Raw genomic sequence first — 18,221 nt, forward strand, 5'->3', positions numbered from 1 at the left:
ACAATAACTATATGTCCTCAAGGCTTATTTATTCATAAATACAAGCCGAATATCTGCTTGAGAATCTCTTGTCCACCATTGCAAAACTTCAACTGCCACCTTGTTTTTGGTAACAAAAATATTTCCGATACCACCATCTATGGCCGAATTATCAATTGTAAACTCTCTAATAAACTTGTTATCGGTTCCGTCTAATTTCACGCTGTACAGCTTTAACTTTTGTGAATAATATATTCTATCTTCATATATGTTAAATTCAGGTACTTCATCTAAACCTTCAAGAATAACTTTTTTAGTCATAGTTCTTAGATCATAACCTATAATATTATAGACAAACCTTGGTGACTCGTATGCATAATAAACCACTCCGTTATGTGTAAGAGGCGTATCAATAGCAAAAAGCTTTGGCAATAACGGATTTCTTTCCTTGCTGCCGTTTAAATCTGTCCAAATATAAGGTTTTTGATTATATGTACTTGCAAAATACAAATTATTGCCTTCCACACAAAAAGCCCATAGTGATTGTTCATTGTTTATCATCGTTTCATTGCTGCCATCTAAATCAATTCTCTTTAATGTGCGGGTATAGTTATCATTATTCCAATCATCAAAATATATCCAATCGTCTACTACCAACATATATCTAGCTTCTTCATTTACTTTATTTGTTACTTTTGTAAGGTTAGTGCCATCTTTTTTTATTTTATAGATAGCATATGAATGATGGATTTTTTTGTCTCCAAAGTCTTTTAAGAAGTAAATCCAATCACCAACTAAATTCAAGTCATATATAATTTCGCTTGTTAATAATAACTTTTTATTACCTCCATTTACATCCATTCTATATAACTTATCTTGCCTCTTAAGCCTATTTCGCTCTACATAAAATATGGTTCCGTCATTGTCCTCAGCTACTATTCCCCATTGTCTTATGTTTCCGGCCGTATTTCCTAACTTTTGGTTTAAATCACGTATTAATCTGTCCATCAACTCTTTATCTTCAACTTCAGATAAATTGCAATTTTTATCTGAAACCGATACTAATCCATTATAATAAAGTATGTCTTTTTTTAAGAGTTCTTCAACGAAGAACCTCAAAGGCAAGTAAGTTCTGTTATTAATTAATTGCGGAGGAACATCTATTTCTCTTTCAGTGTTGTTTAAAATAACTTTATTATTGCCTATATACATTGTTAATTCGCTGTTATTAATACTTATATCTATTCTTTTGTTGCTTCCGTCCCATTTTATATTTCCACCAAAATTCTCAACAAAGAATCTTACCGGCAACAACGTTCTTCCATCAATAACAATTGGTGTAACTGACGAATTTGAAATATCTATTCTGTCAAAAAATCCATCAACATAACATTTGTCACTTCCAATAAATACAATTATTTTATCTTTTAATTTGTTATCAATATAAATGCCTTCATAAATGTCTTCATCCTCTAACGAAAAAGCTTTTAAATTTGTACTGAAAAGTAGAATTAAAACCAATACATAAACAATACCTTTTCTCATTCAATCGCTCCTTTACATAAATATAGTTTTAATTACTTATAATTCAAAATTAACAATCATAATTTTAGCATAATAACATTTTTTTTGCAACATACTAAGTGTTTAAATAATATAATTGCTCCAATAAAATTGGTACTAACCAAATTCCCCATGCCACAATAAACCACATAGCAAATGTCTTGAAACTTTCATTAAAAGCTTTGATAATATGTTTTCTCTTTTCAATTGCTTTTATTGCTTTATCATTGAGAATGTTTAAAATGTCCATACATCTATCCCATCCTTTCTATGGCAAACCCTACAAATTCTCATTTCTCTGAATTTTACGTACCATCACTGCTTTCATAAATTAAAATACAGGTACATACTTTCCTTTTAATTTGTTTTTCGCCATCTGTGTTACTTCTTTTATAAATTCAGATTTTGCTTTTGTATATCCATCACGATTAAATTCGTATATCTTTTTTAGCTCTAGCTTGAGCTCACCGTACCTTTTTGCCAAATCAGGATTACTGATCAAATAATCTCTAAAATATAATTCATCCCAATCTCCGGGATATCTGACATGGACATGATAAGCCTGTCCTTTAAATCCTTCCGGAGTATATCCCTTTAGAAACATTATATGGGGAGGAGGGTTATCAACCTGGGGACTATAGATATATCCAATCTCCTCCATCTTTCTTATTATGTAGTCATTCTCAACATATTCAAATACTTCAAGCAAGATATCAATAGTAGGCTTTGCAAGCATTCCGGAAATTGACGTACTACCAAAATGGTTTATTCTGAATATCTTTTCAGCCCCAATTGCTTTTTCAATATGTAATTTTTCCTCGCTATAAAGCCTGGGCCAATCTTTATTGTATTCAGTAATTATTATAGGAAATAACCTCCATAGCTCCTCATTGCTCATTTCAGAAAGTTTTTTCATTTTACTTGTCCACCTTTATTCTTCTTTCAGAATTCTTTCTTCAAATCTTCCTGCTCACCGGTTATTAGTGATAAATCTAAAAAGTCCTTTTTATTCTCTAATATGTATACTTCCATATTTTACCTCCCGTAAGGCAAATACACTATTTAAGTGTTTTCTACATGCTCTTCAAAAATCAATTGGAGGACTTCGGGTGGAGATTTAACTCCACTTGAAGACTAAATATGATTTAGTACCCTACGGAATCAATAAATCAGCTCTTTTTTGAGACTAGGTTCCAATTCCAAAACATAACCTACAAAACCTGAAAAATGGTCGTTGGTATTCCATTGAGATGCTATTTCCTCTGCATACCCCTGATTTAATACAGGATAAAAAATCGGTTGCTGTGGTAACCGTGGCGGAAAACCTCTAAATCCCAATTCTATTATCTTCTTTAACTCTTTTAATCCTACCGGCCTATATAGCTTCATAGTATCACCTTCTTTATAATTTTAAAAATTTTCTAAGCCTTCTTTCTACCAAGTCTACTTACGGTAATTCTTATTGACCCCTATTCCTTCGCTTTTTTTATTATATCCATCCGTTATTAATCCAATGCTGATTATCGGCAGAAGGAGTTTCTTCTTTCTTCAAGAGTACCTTGTGAATCATTCTACATATATTAAACAGAACTCTTACCTTAAGTCCCATGTGTCCGTGTTTGAACAGAACGTATTTTTTGGCAAGATTAGTAACCTTTCGCTTAATTTTATTTTTCCGCTTATCGGATAATTCTTTCCAATTTACGCCCTCCATCAGCCCAAATCCAAGACACCTTACATCGGAAATTCCCAACCATTGAAGACTGGTTGCAATATCCTTCTGCGCTTCCCTGTTTGAAGCACCGATGCTGTTTGTAAGAATAACGGCACGCTTTGTAAACATTGCTTTATCGGGACGATGAACCATCCAGTGGCAGCAAAAGTGATCAAGCAACGCTTTCATTTGACCCGGGGTGCGCAAAGCATATACCGGAGCGGCAAAAACAAGCAGGTCGGCCTTAAGCATTGCATTCCAAACAGGCATTGTATATTCTGCATGGGGGCATAGTTTTTCATCTTTGAAAAAACATGTCTTGCACCCGGTGCAAAAATGTGGCATATCCTTCGGAAAATAATACTCGACTATTTCATTTCCATCCCTCAGCACAGATAAAAATGTTTCCTTAATTTGGTATGTGCAGCCTTTTATTTCTGTGCCGTTAATCACAACAATATTCATTAAACTTCTCCTTAACAATAATAAATTGAAATGAGCTACACTAATTTGCAACAATTTTTTCCAAGCTTACTAATGTTAATTTTTCTGATATTTTTTCTTCTTTAAAAATCCTGTATCCAAGCTTATTATATAAATATATGTTCTTTACACTCTTTTTCCCTGTAAACAGATCATACCTCTTACAGCCTTTAAAGCAATTTTCTATGCTGTTCATTAATGCAGTTCCAATTCCCCTGTTTTGAAAATCAGGATGAACAATGAGTTTTCCAATATAACAAGTACCGTCCTGCAAATTAGCCCTGACCGACCCAATTATTTTCCCTGAATCAACAGCTTTTAAAAATGTTTTATAAGCATATTCACTTTTAATATCTTCAATGGTTTGAAGCAAGGGAGGAATTGAAAAGTCATTGCAAATTTCTGCCTCACTTAAATAAGCTAACTTCTGTAATGCTAAAATCTCCTCTAAATCCGATATAAGTGCATTTTCAATAATCATAAAAAGACCCCCGGTTATTCAAGTCATTTCCTTTTTTGCAACAAAAATCTACTGTCTTTTAAAATAATATCAACAGCATCATCCACTGACAAATTCGTTGTATCCAATATAAACCTCTTATCAATATCTTTTTCTTTAAATTCATTAAGCAGCTCAACTGCCCTGTTTCCCATAATTTCATCGGCAGGTCTTGACAAATCCCTCCGGATAACTGTTTCCTCACTTGCGGTTAAAACAACATATTTGAGTTTTATGTCTTTATAAACGATATTATTTAAATCTTCCGGGAAAAGAACATAATCAATTACTACGGTATAGTTACTGTCTATATAATTTTTAATCATGTCTTTTATATTTTTCAATAATAATTTTAATCGGCTCCCATCATCTTTCCATGGACTAACATACCCGCCAACATACATTTCATAAATGTAATCAACGTTTAAGTGAACACTCAAACTGTATTTTTCTGCAATTTTTCTGGATATGGTGGACTTTCCTACGCCACAGGAACCTGAAATAACATAAACTATTTTTTCTTCAAAATCCAATTAAATACCCCACTTTTTTAAATATTATCTATGTACTCATTAAATTCTCAGCATTGCTGTAATTTTTTTTACTTGTATATTAAAATAACTTAAAATAATTGTTTTTGCAAGTGAAAATTTATAAAAGTACCTGTTTTTAACGGTTCAGGATGATACTTAAATTTCATATATTCATCTCTCCTTTATAAATCTTCACTAAATATTAATACCAATATACAACTTGTTTTCTTGGCAGACTAAAAGCAACTCCAGCCAAAAAAAATGAAGTCATCCGGATAAATATAATAGTCTTCCGTTATAAAACTCATATAATACTTATGTTTTAGAATCTCACTTTGTGCTTTTAAGGCTGCCATTTCACTTGTGGTAACATATTTTATTTCTGTAAATAATTCTTCTTTGTCCACTCCAAATTTTTCTAAAGTGCTCTCAAAATCCGAATCGCTAAGGGTCATAGACAGTCGTAAAAATTTTTCCCTTGCAAAAAACCTCTAAAGTACTCTATTTTAATGTTAGAAGCACTTTCAGGAATTTCAGCAGGGAAATGTTTAATATATGGTGAATGAGGATAATTGTTTTCTTCTAATATTTGCTTATAGTATTTGATATCGGTAAATGGTCCTGATGTTTCCCAACTTAATCCCATATAGCCTCTAATTAATCCCAAAATATAAACTACTATACATATAGGCACAATGATTTTACTTAGTTTTCTATTAAATGGAAATAACTTAAAATAATTATTACTAAACCCGGTATTATTGTAAATAGGTATATATAAAATCTTTTAGGCTCAAATGCCATTGGATCTATAGAAATTATATATTTTGAGGAAACAATCATTAATAATCCAATCAGTAATCCAATAAATAAATTTATTTTATTCTTTACTTTTAGCAGTATATTAATATTCTCACTTCCCCCTTAAAATTTATTTTTAACTCACATTGTCCATGAATGAAAATCCATTTAAAATATTTATTTTATAATCCAATTAATAGAATAACCATCAGCATAATCATTATAGATTAATTCTTTTCCTGTTCCATCTAAATTCATTATATGTAGATTTTCATTTTAATTTAGGTAAATCTACCCTTATTTTATCACATTAAAATAGGTGAAAAAAATTTTTAACCCTACCGCAATTTGAAAAAATATTTTCACTTTACAGTAGGATTATTTTTTATAATATATTGCGGAGGGTGATGTAAAAATGCAATATATCTTCAATGTTCATGAAGGAATTCATGAATATATTAAACTTGGGAGAAATTATCCTTTTCCACCGCCACCAACTAAAAGATGTCACAATCCAAAATGCAATAAATTAGTTAGTTTCCGCAAACATGGCTTCTATGAAAGATATTATTACTCAAAAGAATATAAAGGGAAAATAGTAATCAGACGCTATATATGTCCTCTATGTGGATGCACCATATCATATATTCCTAACTTTTGTTTACCCGGATTTATTAATGCAATAAATCATATTTTTGAATACATATATAATTTATTTTATCGTAAAGGTAGTATTAATTCAGTTATAAAACAACTAAATCTAAAAAACAACGTACAGTTTTCAAGGCAAATTCTATACTATTACAGAAAAAAATTCATTAAAAATCTCAATACAATACAAAATGGATTAAGACAAATAATACACAAAGTGAAATTACCGGATGAAACTCTTGGAAACACAGAAAAAGCAAGAAACGTTTTAGCAATAGTAGTAAGAGAATTCCCCAACATTCAACTATTCTCTCAAAAATACTATCAAGCTACCGCTAAAACATTTCTTGCAGCATGATTATAACATTAAAATAGGATTTTAAAAAGCGTCTTATGAAAAATTTTTAATGAAATCAACCGCAACACCATATTTTCCTTTACTTGAGCAAATAACTATGGTAACATCCGTGGTAAAGAACAGCCTGACCGGTCATGGCTTCCTAAAAATGCAACAGGAGGTCAGAAATATGTTAAGTGAAGAGGTAAGAAATGCCATTGCGTTAAAAAGATTTTCACTGATAAGTCCGATCCTAAATGGACAAGTGAATAATCGTAAGGACTATTATGCTCAAATTTCATCAAAACCCGTAGAAATGCCACACTATGGCATAAGAAAATATTCACCTAAAACAATAGAGTCCTGGTACTGTGATTACATGCGTGGAGGATTGGATGCATTAAAACCCGGATACCGGAAAGACAGGGGTAATTGTAGAAAAATAGATACAGAACTTGCTGAAAAAATCCTTGAGACGAAAAGAAAATATCCTAAAGCGCCTACTACAATCATCTATGATAAACTAATAAAAAAAGGCATATTAAAAGAAGGGCAAATATCACTTACCACACTATACAGGTTTTTAAAATTTTCAAATCATGAAAGCATTTATGAAACTGAAGAGAAAAAAGAAATTAAAAGATTTGCACATCAATATATAAATGAGTTGTGGTATGGGGATTTAATGTATGGACCTTACATACAGGAAGAGGCATACCTTCCCTGCTCTATACGGACAATGGGAAGATTTACCGTTCACAGCAGTTTGAATTTATGTGCGCGGACGTAGGATGCGCTCTTATACATTCGAAACCCTTTGTTGCACATAGCCGGGGAAAAATAGAAAGGTTCTTTTTAACAGTTAGAAAAAGATTTTTATCCCAACTTAATATGAATAAAATTAAGAGTTTGGAAGAGCCGGTATTCATATACCATGAAGGCAAGAAAATCGGTGAAGCCTTGCAGGTTAATTTTCATGACAATGCCCATATGAAACGAAGGGGCAGACCTAAAAATTCTGAGTTAATAGTGGATTTACAAAATAACGAAGTATCTGTAACACATGCTGACATGCCTAAATCAAAACAAACAATTTCATTTAAAACAATTATGGAAGGAGAGAAATAATTATGTTCAGACAGTTTTTTGGACTAAAATACAATCCTTTTGGAAAAGAAATTGATATTTCTGATGTTTATGAAAGTGAAGATATTAAGGAATTAAATTCAAGATTTAAATATATTCAAAACATCCGGGGAATGTTTCTTTTAGTCGGTGAACCGGGAATGGGAAAATCCACCGCCTTAAGAAAATTTTCAGCCGGGTTAAATCCGGGACTTTACAAACCCTGCTATTTTTCTCTCTCAACAGTTACCGTTATGGATTTTTACCGGGGTCTTTTAATATCTTTAGGAGAAGTGCCTTCACATAAGAAGGTTACAATGTTTCATCAGATACAACAAGCAATAATGTCTTTGTACTATAATCAAAAAATTACTCCGGTTATTATCCTTGACGAGGTACAGATGCTGTCAAACAGCATACTTGAAGAATTAAGGCTTTTATTTAACTTTAAAATGGACTCTGAAAATCCTTTTATATTAATATTGTCGGGGCAATCGCAAATCAGGAACAAATTACAGTTAGCGGTAAATGCACCTTTAAAGCAGCGTATAGCCGTAAAATACGTAATGCAGGGGTTAAAGCCTGAGGAACTTTCAGACTATATTTTTACAAGGCTAAAGTCTGCCGGTTTACATGAAAATATATTTACCCAGGCTGCAATTGAAGCTATTTATTCTGCATCAAAAGGCGTACCCCGCCTTGTTAACAGTCTTGCAACCTCAAGCCTTATGTATGCTTGTTCAATAAAGCAAAAGCATGTAGATGAAGAAATCGTATACCAAGGACAAAAAGACTTTGATATCTAAAATACTTTTATCTTTAACCGGCAGCCTTAGTACAACGGTTATAAACCGTTTAAGTAATAAATGTTGTAAACTTATTGAATTTATACTTAAAAGTTTTCTATTATCAATATTTTGATTAAAATTTTAAGAGCAGTTAATCTGCTCATTTTTATTATACAAATTTGAAAGTGTTATGCAATACTTATTTTTCCAAATTTTATTTTGAATCCTACTGGCATTTGAAAATTTGATTATCGCGTTCCTATTTTAATTTGAAAATATTCACTAATTTGTGGTAAAATTGACCTAAAATAATTTGAAAATATTATCTAATTTAATTTGAAAATTTACAATATGTAAATCTATCCCAAACCTTGAAGGAACCTTTGACGGCATAATTTCTTTTCTGTTTCCCTGGACAACTTTCATGTGAACCTGAAGGTTTATTACACTATGTAGCTTTATACCGTAAACATCAAAAAGGCTTTTAATATATCTGATACTTCTTTCGGAAGTTGTGTAAACACAAATTTTATACCCCAAATATTTCAATTCTTTACATAATTCTCTTATTCCTTCCCGAAGCTTTTCTTTAAAGAAAAAAGCCTTGAAATGTTTAACAGGCTTTTCATATACTGCGTCTTTATCTGTCAATATTAACGTATCATCCAAATCAAAGGAAATTTTCATTTAAAACCCCCACATTCTTTACATAAAAGAAGACTACACGTCCTTCTCTTTTTAAAAGCACTGAATTAAAATTTAGCTTTTTAAATTTTAAATTTAAATTAATACAGCTCTACTTAGACTTCTCATTAAATAAAGAATTATAATATTTATACTTTTCAATGTTATTTTCTAATTTATATAGTTGTGCCAGCTCAGAATAAATATACTCGGAAGAAGGTCCGTTATTTACTGAAAATTCAAAATATTTTATGGCTTCCTCATTTAGTCCTTCATCCCGGAGGATATATGCTAAATCTTCAGCAATAAAAACATTATTTGATTTTGAAAATCCCTCTTTCAAAATATCTATGCCAATTTTAGGGTTGATTTTAGAGTAAAACAATTCATAGTTTCCAAAACATGCAATGGGGACTGCAGAAATAACATCCCCTTCCCATTCATGAGTGCATTTGCAAAATATATTATCCTTTTCAACAAAATATGTACAGTCGCTAATCCTTTCAGTCATTGAAATATCAATGTAGCAATCAACAACTTTATCCTTTGTAATAATATTTTTGGCCTTTATGATGTAAAATCCTTCTCTTTCCGGCAATATCTCTTCTTTTAATGGCTCCACCTTCCATGAATAAAATCCTTCATCACCGCTGCTTAAAACTTCAAAGATTTTGCATTGAGGATTGCTGACTATTGCTTCTACTAAATCCATAATTACGCCACCTTTTTATTATTTATTATTACAAGGACTTTACTGCAACCACCTTAAATATAGTCTAAATATATTTTGTAATTTTCATCATCAAAGCAGACAAATATAACCTCTGTTATACTTGTATCTTTTTGCAGGAAATTTACAACCTCATTAATGGCAATTTCAGCTGCTAAATCCTTTGGAAACCTGTACACACCTGTACTGATGTTTGGAAAAGCAATTCTTTTTACATTATTTTCAACAGCTAATTTTAAACTGTTGTAATAGCACTTTCTAAGAAGTTCCTTTTCGTTATTTTCCCCGCCTTTCCAAACAGGTCCCACTGTGTGTATAACATATTTTGCTTTTAATTTACCTGCCGTTGTTATAACTGCTTCTCCTGTCCTGCATCCCCCTTGTTTTTCTCTTATCTTTATACACTCTTCCAATATTTCTTTTCCGCCTGCCCTATGTATTGCACCATCTACACCACCGCCACCAAGCAAACTGTTATTTGCGGCGTTAACTATTGCATCGGTTTCTATTTTTGTTATGTCACCTTTAATAACTTTAATTCTATCTTCAACATTATCAAAAACCACAATATTTCCCCTTTCTATTTAAAACCCTTATGTTATAATCTTCAATCTCTATATTAAAATCTCCATTAAAATCTTCCTGCCACAAAATAATTGTCTATATTATATATTCTTCTAAATAAAAATCTTTTTTCCTGCTTTTAATGCTTATTTTTTAATTAGATTTATTTTTTCATTCTTTATTTAGACTCATTTTTTTGATTAATCTCTTTTTTTCAAAAGGTCAGGTCTTTTTTCTAAAGTTCTTTTTAACGACTGTTCTTTTCTCCACTCCTCTATTTTGGCATGATGTCCTGAGAGCAAAATATCAGGTACTTTCCTGCCCATAAATTCATAAGGCCTTGTATATTGGGGGTATTCAAGAAGCCCATTGTAGTGGGATTCATTTTTATATGCATCTTCACTTGGAAGTACATCAGGAACCAGCCTGCTTACAGAATCTATTAGTACCATTGCAGGAATTTCTCCGCCGGTTAGTACATAGTCCCCTATTGAAATTTCCTCATCAACAATTTCTTCAATAATCCTCTCATCAACACCTTCGTAATGCCCGCAAAGAAGAATTAAGTGTTTTTCCTTTGACAATTCCACTACTTTTTTCTGATTCAGAACCTTCCCCTGAGGGCTCAAATAAATTACCTTAGGCTTATGGGGAAGATCTTTTACAATTGATAAATATGCATCATAAATGGGCTGGGGCGTCATTACCATACCTCCCCCGCCGCCATATGGGTAATCGTCCACCTTCTTATGTTTGTCCTTAGAAAAATCCCTTATATTTATTGCATTTATTTCAATTATGTTTTTTTCCTGTGCCCTTCCTATTATGCTTTCTTTCATCACTGCATGAAATATATCCGGAAAAAGAGTTAAAACATCAAATCTCATCGTCCACCAGCCCTTCAGGTAAACTTACCACCATCTTTTTATTTTCAATTGAAACATCTTTAACAACCGACTTTAATGCAGGTATCAGTATATCTTTTCCTTTTTTCCTCTTTACAATATAAACATCATTGCTGCCTGTCTTGAGGACATCTTTTAATTTTCCAACAACCTCCCCTGATTCCTCATACACATCCATTCCTATTAAATCACATATAAAAAAGGAATCTTCAGGAAGGTCTACAGCATCTTTTCTATCAATTATCACATATGAATTTTTAAACTTTTCTGCATCATTTATATTGGTTATTTCTTTAAATTTTATATACACAAAATTCTTATGATACCTTACTTTTTCCACATTGTATTTTTCCATATTCCCTGATATATCAGGAGAAATATACGCCTGTTTTAATTTATCAAATCTTTTTGGATCGTCAGTTAAGGGTATAATTTTAAGTTCCCCTCTTATACCATGGGTATTTACAATTTTTCCTATTTGCAAGAATTTTATCATAATAGAAACACCACCAAAAAGTATTTTTCATTATACAGCCTGTCCTGTTATATAAAAGATGTGGACAAAAATTTGTCCACATCTTTTATATAAACATCATATAAGTATCAAAATATTTAAAATTACAAGGAATAAAATCCCCATATAATTTTGCTAAAGCAATATTTTACTGTAGTATTTCTACAGACACTCTTTTGTCTTCTTTTACAGCGGCAGCTTTCATAACAGTCCTTATCGCTTTTGCTATTCTGCCCTGTTTGCCTATTACTTTACCCATATCATCTTTTGCTACTTTTAACTCAAGTATAACGGATTTTTCACCCTCTACTTCATTAACAGATACTTCATCTGGGTTATCTACTAATGCTTTAGCAAGTGTTTCGAGAAGTTCTTTCATATTCCTGCCTCCCGTATTATTTTACCCATTATTTTAAGCTTCCTCAACCTTTTTTAAAAGGGCTTTTACTTTATCTGTAGGTTGTGCTCCATTTTTAATCCATTTTTGCGCCTTTTCAACATCAATTTTAACTTCAGGCGGGTCAGTCATAGGATTGTAAAATCCTATTTCCTCAATAAACCTACCGTCTCTTGGAGATCTTGAATCAGCTACAACAACTCTATAGAAAGGACTTTTTTTTGCACCCATTCTTCTTAATCTTATTTTAACTGCCATTTTTTCACCTCCCGACTTTAAAATAAACTGATTTTTTATTAAAATGGCATTCGGAATTTTCCAAATCCCTTTTTGCCACGTTTGCCAAATTTAGTCATTTCAGACATGGATTTGAACATTTTTTTCATGTTTTCAAAATCTTTTAAAAGCCTGTTAACCTGCTGTACTGTAGTGCCGCTGCCCCTGGCAATCCTCTTTCTCCTGCTGCCGTTTATAATTGATGGGTTTAATCTTTCCTCTTTGGTCATTGACTGTATTATAGCTTCAATATGAACCATCTTTTTTTCATCAATTTCTACATTTTTAAGTGCATTGGCGTTAAGACCCGGAATCATTCCTAACAATTGATTTAAAGGTCCCATTTTTCTAATCTGCTGCATTTGCTCTAGGAAATCATCCAATGTAAACTGCTGTGTGCGCATTTTTTTCTCTAATTCCATGGCCTTTTTCTCATCAAACGCTTCCTGGGCTTTTTCAATGAGACTTAAAACATCCCCCATCCCAAGGATTCTAGATGCCATCCTGTCAGGGAAAAACGGTTCTATTTCATTTAGTTTTTCCCCGGTACCTATAAACTTTATAGGCTTTCCGGTAACTGCTTTTACAGATAGAGCAGCACCGCCTCTTGTGTCGCCATCAAGTTTAGTAAGTATGATTCCATCTATTCCTAATTTTTCATTAAAGGTTTTTGCCACATTAACAGCATCCTGACCTGTCATAGAGTCTACAACAAGCAGGATTTCCTGGGGCATTACCGCCATCTTTATGTTTTCTAACTCATTCATAAGCTCTTCATCTATGTGAAGCCTTCCGGCAGTATCTATTATGACTAAATCAAACTGGTTTGAAATGGCATGTTCAACAGCTGCCTTTGCTATATCAACAGGTTTTTTGCTGTTTTCTATCGCAAAAACATCAATATCAAGCTGGCCTCCAACAACCTGGAGCTGCTTTATAGCCGCAGGTCTGTAAACGTCACATGCCACCAGTAGGGGTTTTTTCCCCTGTTTTCTTAAAAGATTGGCAAGCTTTCCGGTGGTGGTTGTTTTACCAGAACCCTGAAGCCCTACCATCATATATACAGTTGGCGGCTTAGAAGAAAAAGTTACCTTACTCTGGCTTGAGCCCATAAGGTCAATCATTTCTTCATTTACTATTTTTATAACCTGCTGTCCTGGAGTCAGGCTTTCTAAAACATCCTGACCAACAGCCCTTTCAGAAACCTTGTCAATAAAGTCCTTTACCACTTTAAAGTTAACGTCAGCCTCTAAAAGAGCAAGCTTTATTTCACGCATCATTTGTTTTACATCTTTTTCTGTAACTCTTCCTTTTCCCCTAAACTTCTTTATAGTCTCCTGAAGCTTACTGGATAACCCTTCAAAAACCATAATATAAGACACCTCATTTTCGATATCCTTAACTTTCAATTATCTTCCGTATTTCTTCCTCTACCATTTTCAAAATAGAAATATCTTCTTCTTTCATATTGCTTTTATCTATATCCTCTAAATACTTTAGTATCTTTTTTTCTTTGTCTTTTTGTACTGCAAATTTATTTATAAGCCCAAGCTTATCTTCCATATCTTTAAGTATTGCTTTGCACCTCTTTATATTGTCATAAACGCCCTGCCTGCTTATATTAAGGTGCTGGGCTATTTCACCTAAGGAGTAGTCGCTGTTAAAGTGTAAATCCATAATCTCATACTGTCTTTCAGTAAGTATCTGTCCGTAAAAATCCAAAAGCATTGACATTTTATAAACATCATCCATATTTTATTCACCTGTAAAGTAAAACACTTTACACCCCATTTTATTTCAATTTAAAGCATTAGTCAAGAGTTTTTTTAAATTTTTTATTTTTTAGTTCATTTATAATAAAATCTAAATATAAAGATACAATATTTATATCAGTTGTTGAATACAGCATTCTTGCCCCTACAACATCTTCAATTTCGTTAAAAACCATTTTTCCTCCGTCAAATACAAAGTCTATACCTACAAGTCCAAAATCAAAAAGCTCAATTATTTTATATACTGTAGATTTTTCTTCAGGGCTTAAACTATAAACTTTTGCAGAGCCTCCTAAAGAGTAATTGCTTCTAAAATCAGAATCAGAAACCCTTAAAATTGAGGCTATTATTTTGTCCTTTAATACATAAACCCTTAAATCTTTCCCCAAATCACCGGCAGGTTTTTGAATTACTATATTTTCATCAGGAATCAGGTCTACAGCCTTTTTAAATTGTTCTTCATTTTTAACTAAAAAAACATTTTCCCCGCCACTGCCAAAGGAAGGCTTTACAATTGAAGGGTATTCTATGGAAACTGAGGCGCCTTTTTTTAAAAAAAGCGTGTCCATAATTTTAACATTTGCTTTAGAAACGTATTGATAAGTTTTTTGTTTGTCATTGCATATATAACTTACAAAGCTGTTATTAAAAACAGGTACCCCCATATTCTCAAATTGTTTGCTTAAAAGAGGATTAATGGTTCTCATGATAACAAATTGAGGAAGACTGCACTCTTCCTCCTTATAAAAGAGTGCACATTTATTATCCTTTATACCAAATTCAATATCTTCAATTAAAATAAGTTTAAGTTTTATATTTCTTTTTCTACACTCTTTAAAATATATATTGATATAGTGTATATTTCTGTCAACCCTGGACTTGTCGTAAAGTAGCCATGCTTCCATTATTTTATTCCTTTAGCTCCCCTTTTCTCATAATCTAAAACTTAACCGTAGCTTATGCAATTTTCACGCAACATTCTTTATGCTTAATTTAAAACTTAACTAAAAAACTTTTAAAAATGATTTATTTTAAATCTTACTTAAAATTGCTTTTAAAAAATTTTAAGCTTTTCCATCAAATTAATTTTATAAAAATTAATTTATAAAAACTGCTCTTTTAATAAAACTCTACTTATAAAACTGTACTTTTCCGTACAAAAACTTTCTAAGTTTTAGTTGGCATAAAGCTTCATGTCTAAGTTAAACCCGTTTATTTCATCTATAATATGTCTTATAATGTAATCTGCCACATTAACCCCCGTGCAATCATATATATTTTTAAAATGTGCATTTGAATTCACTTCACAAAAAACCGGCTCATCATTTTCGCCAAACAATATATCTACTCCGGCAAAATCCAAACCAAGAGCATCACATACTTTAACAGCAAGTTCAATCTGGGCATCAGCGGGGGTATATTCTTTCATTTTTCCTCCATTTGTTATATTAGCCCTGAAATCATTATCATTATAGCGGTACATTGATGTCACCATTTTCCCGCCGACAATGTGTATTCTAACATCCCTGCCCTTACTGGACTCAATAAATTCTTGAAAGAGAATAGGTCTTACTCCCAAAGATTTAAGAAGCTCTATTAATTCATCTTTGTTTTGTACCAAATAAACTTGCCGCCCAAAGGAGCCAAAGCACTCCTTTACTATTAAGGGAAATCCTAATGTTTCTATTACCATGTCAATATATTCTTCTTTTTCATAATCCACATCCCAGTAAATTTTAGGTGATACAATGGTTTTAGGTGTTTTTATACCTTGTTGGGAAAGCTTAATATGTGATAGTGATTTGTCATCACATATTTCAATTGCTGATGCCGTGTTAAATAGCCTGAATCCCTTTTCTTCAAGAAAATTTGCAAGTCTTATATCCTTATCCCAAAACAAAATAAAGCTTGGTTTTTCAAAAATGCTAATGTTATCGTAATCAAATAAACCACACATTAATTCAACATTTGTTTTTTTAATTAAATTAACTTGTTGTCTTTCTGCCGCTTCCTGAAGCATATTAAAAATTTCCATAAATTTTTTTGACTTAACAAAATGATTTACAACAAGCCATCCTGTCATAATGCTTCTCCTTAACATATCATATTTATGCAAAAATCAGTTTTTAAAAACTGATTTTTGCATAAACATTTTATCAGAAGAATGATTTTTTTAAAAGAGTTTTAGGCAATAAATTTTAATAATCATTCAACAATTATTACAAGTTCGTCTCCGGCTTTAATCTCACTGTTTTCTAAATCATTTATCTCCATTATTCTATGTATGTATTCCCTTATATCACCTTTTTTATTGTAGCGCTCTGCAATATCCCACAGAGTATCACCGCTGTTTATTTTAATTATTTCATAACACTCTTCTTTATATCCATAGATATTTACCATTGATATTATTATAAACATTGAAGTTATGACAAAAGCCATAAAGAAAATAAATCTCTTTTTATTTTTTAAAACGTATCTTTTTTTCATAAAACCAACTCCCAAACAAATGATCTAAGAAACATGCGTTCTTATAAAGAATTATACCGAACAAAAGTTCTTATGTCAATACTTTTGCCGAACATTAGTTTGTTTTTTGAAAAATAATGTGATATAATATCATTAGGATAAATAAAGACTAATATTTTCAAGAGGTGAAAAAATGAAAAATAAACTTACGAAAAAACAACAGGAAATTCTCGATTTTTTAAATAAAGAAATAGAAGCTAAAGGCTACCCCCCTTCAGTAAGGGAAATATGCAAAGCCGTCGGTCTTAAATCCACATCCACAGTACACAGTTACCTTACCAAATTAGAAGAGAAAGGCTATATAGTAAAAGGTCCTGCTAAATCACGGGCTCTTAGGGTTGTAAAAGGAAGTAAAGGTGAAAATTTAGAAAATTCCAATAAAAATTTTGATGATAATAAAAATGATAATCATAAAAAGGATTACTATAGTAAAAAAGAACTTGTTGAAGTGCCTATAGTTGGAAAAGTTACTGCAGGTCAGCCTATACTTGCAGTTGAAAATATAGAAGATACTTTCCCACTGCCTTTGGATTTTGTTCAAAATTCTTCTGCATTTATGCTTAAAGTAAGTGGGGACAGCATGATAGAAGCAGGTATTTTAGACAATGACTATATACTGGTAAGGCAGCAGTCCACCGCTGTAAACGGGGATATAGTGGTGGCGCTCATTGGAGACGAAGCAACTGTTAAAACTTTTTACCGAGAAAAAGAACATATAAGACTTCAGCCGGAAAACAAATATTTAGACCCCATTATAGTAAAAGAGGATTTAACCATTCTAGGTAAAGTTATAGGCGTTTTTAGAAAAATGTAATTTAGAGTATAGAGGTAAAAAACTTAGGGATAAAGTTTTGATGTAAAGTAGTTAAGGAATAAAGTTGAGGGGTAAAGTTTTAGGAATATGGCTAAAAGAGACTTCACTTAAACCGGAAGTCTCTTTTTTTGCCCGTATACCATATTTAAAGGAACTACAAGAACTTAAATTAAATATAGATTACCTTTTTTAAAATTTGTAAAACAATTTTAAAGGACAAGGCATTTAATACTTTTACCCTTTGCTGTTTTTAATCTTATTCGGCAGAACCCCTGGAGTCATTAAAAATAAGACTAACCAATTTCATTGGGCTAATTGTGGAAATAGCATGTTTGTAAATTAGCTGCTGTCTACCGTCGCTGTCTAAAACAACGGTAAAATTATCAAACCCTTTTACCAGCCCTTTTAATTGAAAGCCATTGGTAAGATAGACAGTAACAGGAATATGTTCCTTCCTTACCTGATTTAAAAAGACATCTTGTAAATTAATAGTACTCTTAGACACAAGTAATCCTCCTCTTTTTCTCTCTTTATTTTCTTTCTTTATTTCTTTCTTTTATTAA

24 protein-coding genes and 2 pseudogenes are annotated in these 18,221 nt (G+C 31.9%); 4 read left to right on the forward strand and 22 right to left on the reverse strand.

The window, feature by feature from the left end:
* Positions 1-24 precede the first annotated feature (24 nt).
* From HVS_RS08290 to HVS_RS08325, 9 genes and pseudogenes are all read right to left on the reverse strand, one after another.
* A complete protein-coding gene (locus tag HVS_RS08290; protein ID WP_159063429.1) occupies positions 25-1,500 on the reverse strand; it encodes a DUF5050 domain-containing protein in 1,476 nt (491 codons plus the stop codon).
* Positions 1,501-1,618: 118 nt separating this feature from the next.
* Entirely contained in the window at positions 1,619-1,792 is a 174-nt protein-coding gene (locus HVS_RS16535) for a hypothetical protein (protein ID WP_159063430.1), read from the reverse strand.
* Between the two features lie 81 nt (positions 1,793-1,873).
* Positions 1,874-2,458 (reverse strand): GrpB family protein, encoded by a 585-nt coding sequence (locus tag HVS_RS08295; RefSeq protein ID WP_101301130.1) that lies wholly within the window; start codon positions 2,456-2,458, stop codon positions 1,874-1,876.
* 269 nt (positions 2,459-2,727) lie between these two features.
* Positions 2,728-2,931: pseudogene (locus HVS_RS08300) on the reverse strand (SMI1/KNR4 family protein); the annotation flags it as partial.
* A gap of 100 nt (positions 2,932-3,031) precedes the next feature.
* Positions 3,032-3,721, reverse strand: coding sequence for a flavodoxin family protein (locus HVS_RS08305; protein ID WP_101301134.1), 690 nt, complete (start codon positions 3,719-3,721; stop codon positions 3,032-3,034).
* Positions 3,722-3,761: 40 nt separating this feature from the next.
* The gene (locus HVS_RS08310; RefSeq protein ID WP_101301136.1) at positions 3,762-4,220 is read right to left on the reverse strand and encodes a GNAT family N-acetyltransferase; all 459 of its coding nucleotides are present in this window, start codon (positions 4,218-4,220) and stop codon (positions 3,762-3,764) included.
* Positions 4,221-4,243: 23 nt separating this feature from the next.
* Positions 4,244-4,771: a P-loop nucleotide/nucleoside kinase family protein gene (locus HVS_RS08315; protein WP_101301139.1), complete on the reverse strand. Its 528-nt coding sequence runs from the start codon at positions 4,769-4,771 to the stop codon at positions 4,244-4,246.
* A 236-nt stretch (positions 4,772-5,007) separates the two neighbouring features.
* The gene (locus HVS_RS08320; RefSeq protein WP_101301141.1) at positions 5,008-5,226 is read right to left on the reverse strand and encodes a hypothetical protein; all 219 of its coding nucleotides are present in this window, start codon (positions 5,224-5,226) and stop codon (positions 5,008-5,010) included.
* On the reverse strand, positions 5,223-5,417 hold the full coding sequence (locus HVS_RS08325) for a hypothetical protein (protein ID WP_101301143.1): 195 nt from the start codon (positions 5,415-5,417) through the stop codon (positions 5,223-5,225). Before HVS_RS08325 ends, HVS_RS08320 begins: the two co-directional genes overlap by 4 nt.
* 570 nt (positions 5,418-5,987) lie before the next feature.
* Here HVS_RS08325 and HVS_RS08330 point away from each other — a divergent pair.
* The 3 genes and pseudogenes from HVS_RS08330 to HVS_RS08340 all read left to right on the forward strand — a co-directional run bounded on the left by HVS_RS08330 (position 5,988) and on the right by HVS_RS08340 (position 8,491).
* Positions 5,988-6,581, forward strand: coding sequence for a hypothetical protein (locus HVS_RS08330; RefSeq protein WP_101298571.1), 594 nt, complete (start codon positions 5,988-5,990; stop codon positions 6,579-6,581).
* A gap of 169 nt (positions 6,582-6,750) precedes the next feature.
* Positions 6,751-7,688: pseudogene (locus tag HVS_RS17830) on the forward strand (transposase family protein).
* Between the two features lie 2 nt (positions 7,689-7,690).
* The gene (locus tag HVS_RS08340) at positions 7,691-8,491 is read left to right on the forward strand and encodes an ExeA family protein (RefSeq protein WP_101299048.1); all 801 of its coding nucleotides are present in this window, start codon (positions 7,691-7,693) and stop codon (positions 8,489-8,491) included.
* Positions 8,492-8,776: 285 nt separating this feature from the next.
* Here HVS_RS08340 and HVS_RS08345 read toward each other — a convergent pair whose 3' ends face one another.
* The 12 genes from HVS_RS08345 to yneA all read right to left on the reverse strand — a co-directional run bounded on the left by HVS_RS08345 (position 8,777) and on the right by yneA (position 16,805).
* The gene (locus HVS_RS08345; protein ID WP_101301145.1) at positions 8,777-9,160 is read right to left on the reverse strand and encodes an HAD family hydrolase; all 384 of its coding nucleotides are present in this window, start codon (positions 9,158-9,160) and stop codon (positions 8,777-8,779) included.
* Positions 9,161-9,269: 109 nt separating this feature from the next.
* Positions 9,270-9,869: a tetratricopeptide repeat protein gene (locus HVS_RS08350; protein ID WP_101301147.1), complete on the reverse strand. Its 600-nt coding sequence runs from the start codon at positions 9,867-9,869 to the stop codon at positions 9,270-9,272.
* A 53-nt stretch (positions 9,870-9,922) separates the two neighbouring features.
* On the reverse strand, positions 9,923-10,453 hold the full coding sequence (locus tag HVS_RS08355; RefSeq protein ID WP_202861499.1) for an O-acetyl-ADP-ribose deacetylase: 531 nt from the start codon (positions 10,451-10,453) through the stop codon (positions 9,923-9,925).
* 198 nt (positions 10,454-10,651) lie between these two features.
* Positions 10,652-11,338: a tRNA (guanosine(37)-N1)-methyltransferase TrmD gene (gene trmD, locus HVS_RS08360; RefSeq protein WP_101301149.1), complete on the reverse strand. Its 687-nt coding sequence runs from the start codon at positions 11,336-11,338 to the stop codon at positions 10,652-10,654.
* Entirely contained in the window at positions 11,328-11,852 is a 525-nt protein-coding gene (rimM, locus tag HVS_RS08365) for a ribosome maturation factor RimM (protein WP_101301153.1), read from the reverse strand. The genes trmD and rimM overlap by 11 nt, the downstream gene beginning before the upstream one ends.
* A 166-nt stretch (positions 11,853-12,018) precedes the next feature.
* On the reverse strand, positions 12,019-12,249 hold the full coding sequence (locus HVS_RS08370) for a KH domain-containing protein (RefSeq protein ID WP_101301156.1): 231 nt from the start codon (positions 12,247-12,249) through the stop codon (positions 12,019-12,021).
* A 33-nt stretch (positions 12,250-12,282) separates the two neighbouring features.
* Positions 12,283-12,525: a 30S ribosomal protein S16 gene (gene rpsP / locus HVS_RS08375; RefSeq protein ID WP_101301158.1), complete on the reverse strand. Its 243-nt coding sequence runs from the start codon at positions 12,523-12,525 to the stop codon at positions 12,283-12,285.
* A 38-nt stretch (positions 12,526-12,563) separates the two neighbouring features.
* On the reverse strand, positions 12,564-13,913 hold the full coding sequence (gene ffh / locus HVS_RS08380; RefSeq protein ID WP_101304167.1) for a signal recognition particle protein: 1,350 nt from the start codon (positions 13,911-13,913) through the stop codon (positions 12,564-12,566).
* 28 nt (positions 13,914-13,941) lie between these two features.
* Positions 13,942-14,295, reverse strand: coding sequence for a putative DNA-binding protein (locus HVS_RS08385; RefSeq protein WP_101301160.1), 354 nt, complete (start codon positions 14,293-14,295; stop codon positions 13,942-13,944).
* Between the two features lie 58 nt (positions 14,296-14,353).
* Positions 14,354-15,220 carry an ATP-grasp domain-containing protein gene (locus HVS_RS08390; RefSeq protein WP_101301165.1) on the reverse strand — a complete coding sequence of 289 codons (867 nt, stop codon included), beginning with the start codon at positions 15,218-15,220 and terminating at the stop codon, positions 14,354-14,356.
* Positions 15,221-15,489: 269 nt separating this feature from the next.
* Positions 15,490-16,416 (reverse strand): ATP-grasp domain-containing protein, encoded by a 927-nt coding sequence (locus HVS_RS08395; RefSeq protein WP_101301169.1) that lies wholly within the window; start codon positions 16,414-16,416, stop codon positions 15,490-15,492.
* A 104-nt stretch (positions 16,417-16,520) separates the two neighbouring features.
* Positions 16,521-16,805 (reverse strand): cell division suppressor protein YneA, encoded by a 285-nt coding sequence (gene yneA, locus HVS_RS08400; protein WP_101301171.1) that lies wholly within the window; start codon positions 16,803-16,805, stop codon positions 16,521-16,523.
* A gap of 172 nt (positions 16,806-16,977) precedes the next feature.
* On the opposite strand from yneA, the gene lexA reads away from it, so the two are divergent.
* Positions 16,978-17,658, forward strand: coding sequence for a transcriptional repressor LexA (gene lexA, locus HVS_RS08405; protein ID WP_101301174.1), 681 nt, complete (start codon positions 16,978-16,980; stop codon positions 17,656-17,658).
* A gap of 256 nt (positions 17,659-17,914) precedes the next feature.
* Here the strand turns inward: lexA and hfq are convergent, their stop codons facing one another.
* Positions 17,915-18,163 (reverse strand): RNA chaperone Hfq, encoded by a 249-nt coding sequence (gene hfq, locus HVS_RS08410; RefSeq protein WP_101301177.1) that lies wholly within the window; start codon positions 18,161-18,163, stop codon positions 17,915-17,917.
* Between the last annotated feature and the right edge of the window lie 58 nt (positions 18,164-18,221).

Source organism: Acetivibrio saccincola, from assembly GCF_002844395.1.
GTDB classification, from domain to species: Bacteria; Bacillota; Clostridia; order Acetivibrionales; family Acetivibrionaceae; genus Herbivorax; species Herbivorax saccincola.

Excerpts from the sequence above, each read along its gene's own strand:
- HVS_RS16535 (WP_159063430.1), bottom strand. The coding sequence starts at position 1,792 with ATGGACATTTTAAACATTCTCAATGATAAAGCAATAAAAGCAATTGAA.
- HVS_RS08295 (WP_101301130.1), bottom strand. The coding sequence starts at position 2,458 with ATGAAAAAACTTTCTGAAATGAGCAATGAGGAGCTATGGAGGTTATTT.
- HVS_RS08305 (WP_101301134.1), bottom strand. The coding sequence starts at position 3,721 with ATGAATATTGTTGTGATTAACGGCACAGAAATAAAAGGCTGCACATAC.
- HVS_RS08310 (WP_101301136.1), bottom strand. The coding sequence starts at position 4,220 with ATGATTATTGAAAATGCACTTATATCGGATTTAGAGGAGATTTTAGCA.
- HVS_RS08320 (WP_101301141.1), bottom strand. The coding sequence starts at position 5,226 with ATGACCCTTAGCGATTCGGATTTTGAGAGCACTTTAGAAAAATTTGGA.
- HVS_RS08325 (WP_101301143.1), bottom strand. The coding sequence starts at position 5,417 with ATGGGATTAAGTTGGGAAACATCAGGACCATTTACCGATATCAAATAC.
- HVS_RS08330 (WP_101298571.1), top strand. The coding sequence starts at position 5,988 with ATGCAATATATCTTCAATGTTCATGAAGGAATTCATGAATATATTAAA.
- HVS_RS08340 (WP_101299048.1), top strand. The coding sequence starts at position 7,691 with ATGTTCAGACAGTTTTTTGGACTAAAATACAATCCTTTTGGAAAAGAA.
- HVS_RS08345 (WP_101301145.1), bottom strand. The coding sequence starts at position 9,160 with ATGAAAATTTCCTTTGATTTGGATGATACGTTAATATTGACAGATAAA.
- HVS_RS08350 (WP_101301147.1), bottom strand. The coding sequence starts at position 9,869 with ATGGATTTAGTAGAAGCAATAGTCAGCAATCCTCAATGCAAAATCTTT.
- trmD (WP_101301149.1), bottom strand. The coding sequence starts at position 11,338 with ATGAGATTTGATGTTTTAACTCTTTTTCCGGATATATTTCATGCAGTG.
- rimM (WP_101301153.1), bottom strand. The coding sequence starts at position 11,852 with ATGATAAAATTCTTGCAAATAGGAAAAATTGTAAATACCCATGGTATA.
- HVS_RS08370 (WP_101301156.1), bottom strand. The coding sequence starts at position 12,249 with ATGAAAGAACTTCTCGAAACACTTGCTAAAGCATTAGTAGATAACCCA.
- rpsP (WP_101301158.1), bottom strand. The coding sequence starts at position 12,525 with ATGGCAGTTAAAATAAGATTAAGAAGAATGGGTGCAAAAAAAAGTCCT.
- ffh (WP_101304167.1), bottom strand. The coding sequence starts at position 13,913 with ATGGTTTTTGAAGGGTTATCCAGTAAGCTTCAGGAGACTATAAAGAAG.
- HVS_RS08385 (WP_101301160.1), bottom strand. The coding sequence starts at position 14,295 with ATGGATGATGTTTATAAAATGTCAATGCTTTTGGATTTTTACGGACAG.
- HVS_RS08390 (WP_101301165.1), bottom strand. The coding sequence starts at position 15,220 with ATGGAAGCATGGCTACTTTACGACAAGTCCAGGGTTGACAGAAATATA.
- HVS_RS08395 (WP_101301169.1), bottom strand. The coding sequence starts at position 16,416 with ATGTTAAGGAGAAGCATTATGACAGGATGGCTTGTTGTAAATCATTTT.
- yneA (WP_101301171.1), bottom strand. The coding sequence starts at position 16,805 with ATGAAAAAAAGATACGTTTTAAAAAATAAAAAGAGATTTATTTTCTTT.
- lexA (WP_101301174.1), top strand. The coding sequence starts at position 16,978 with ATGAAAAATAAACTTACGAAAAAACAACAGGAAATTCTCGATTTTTTA.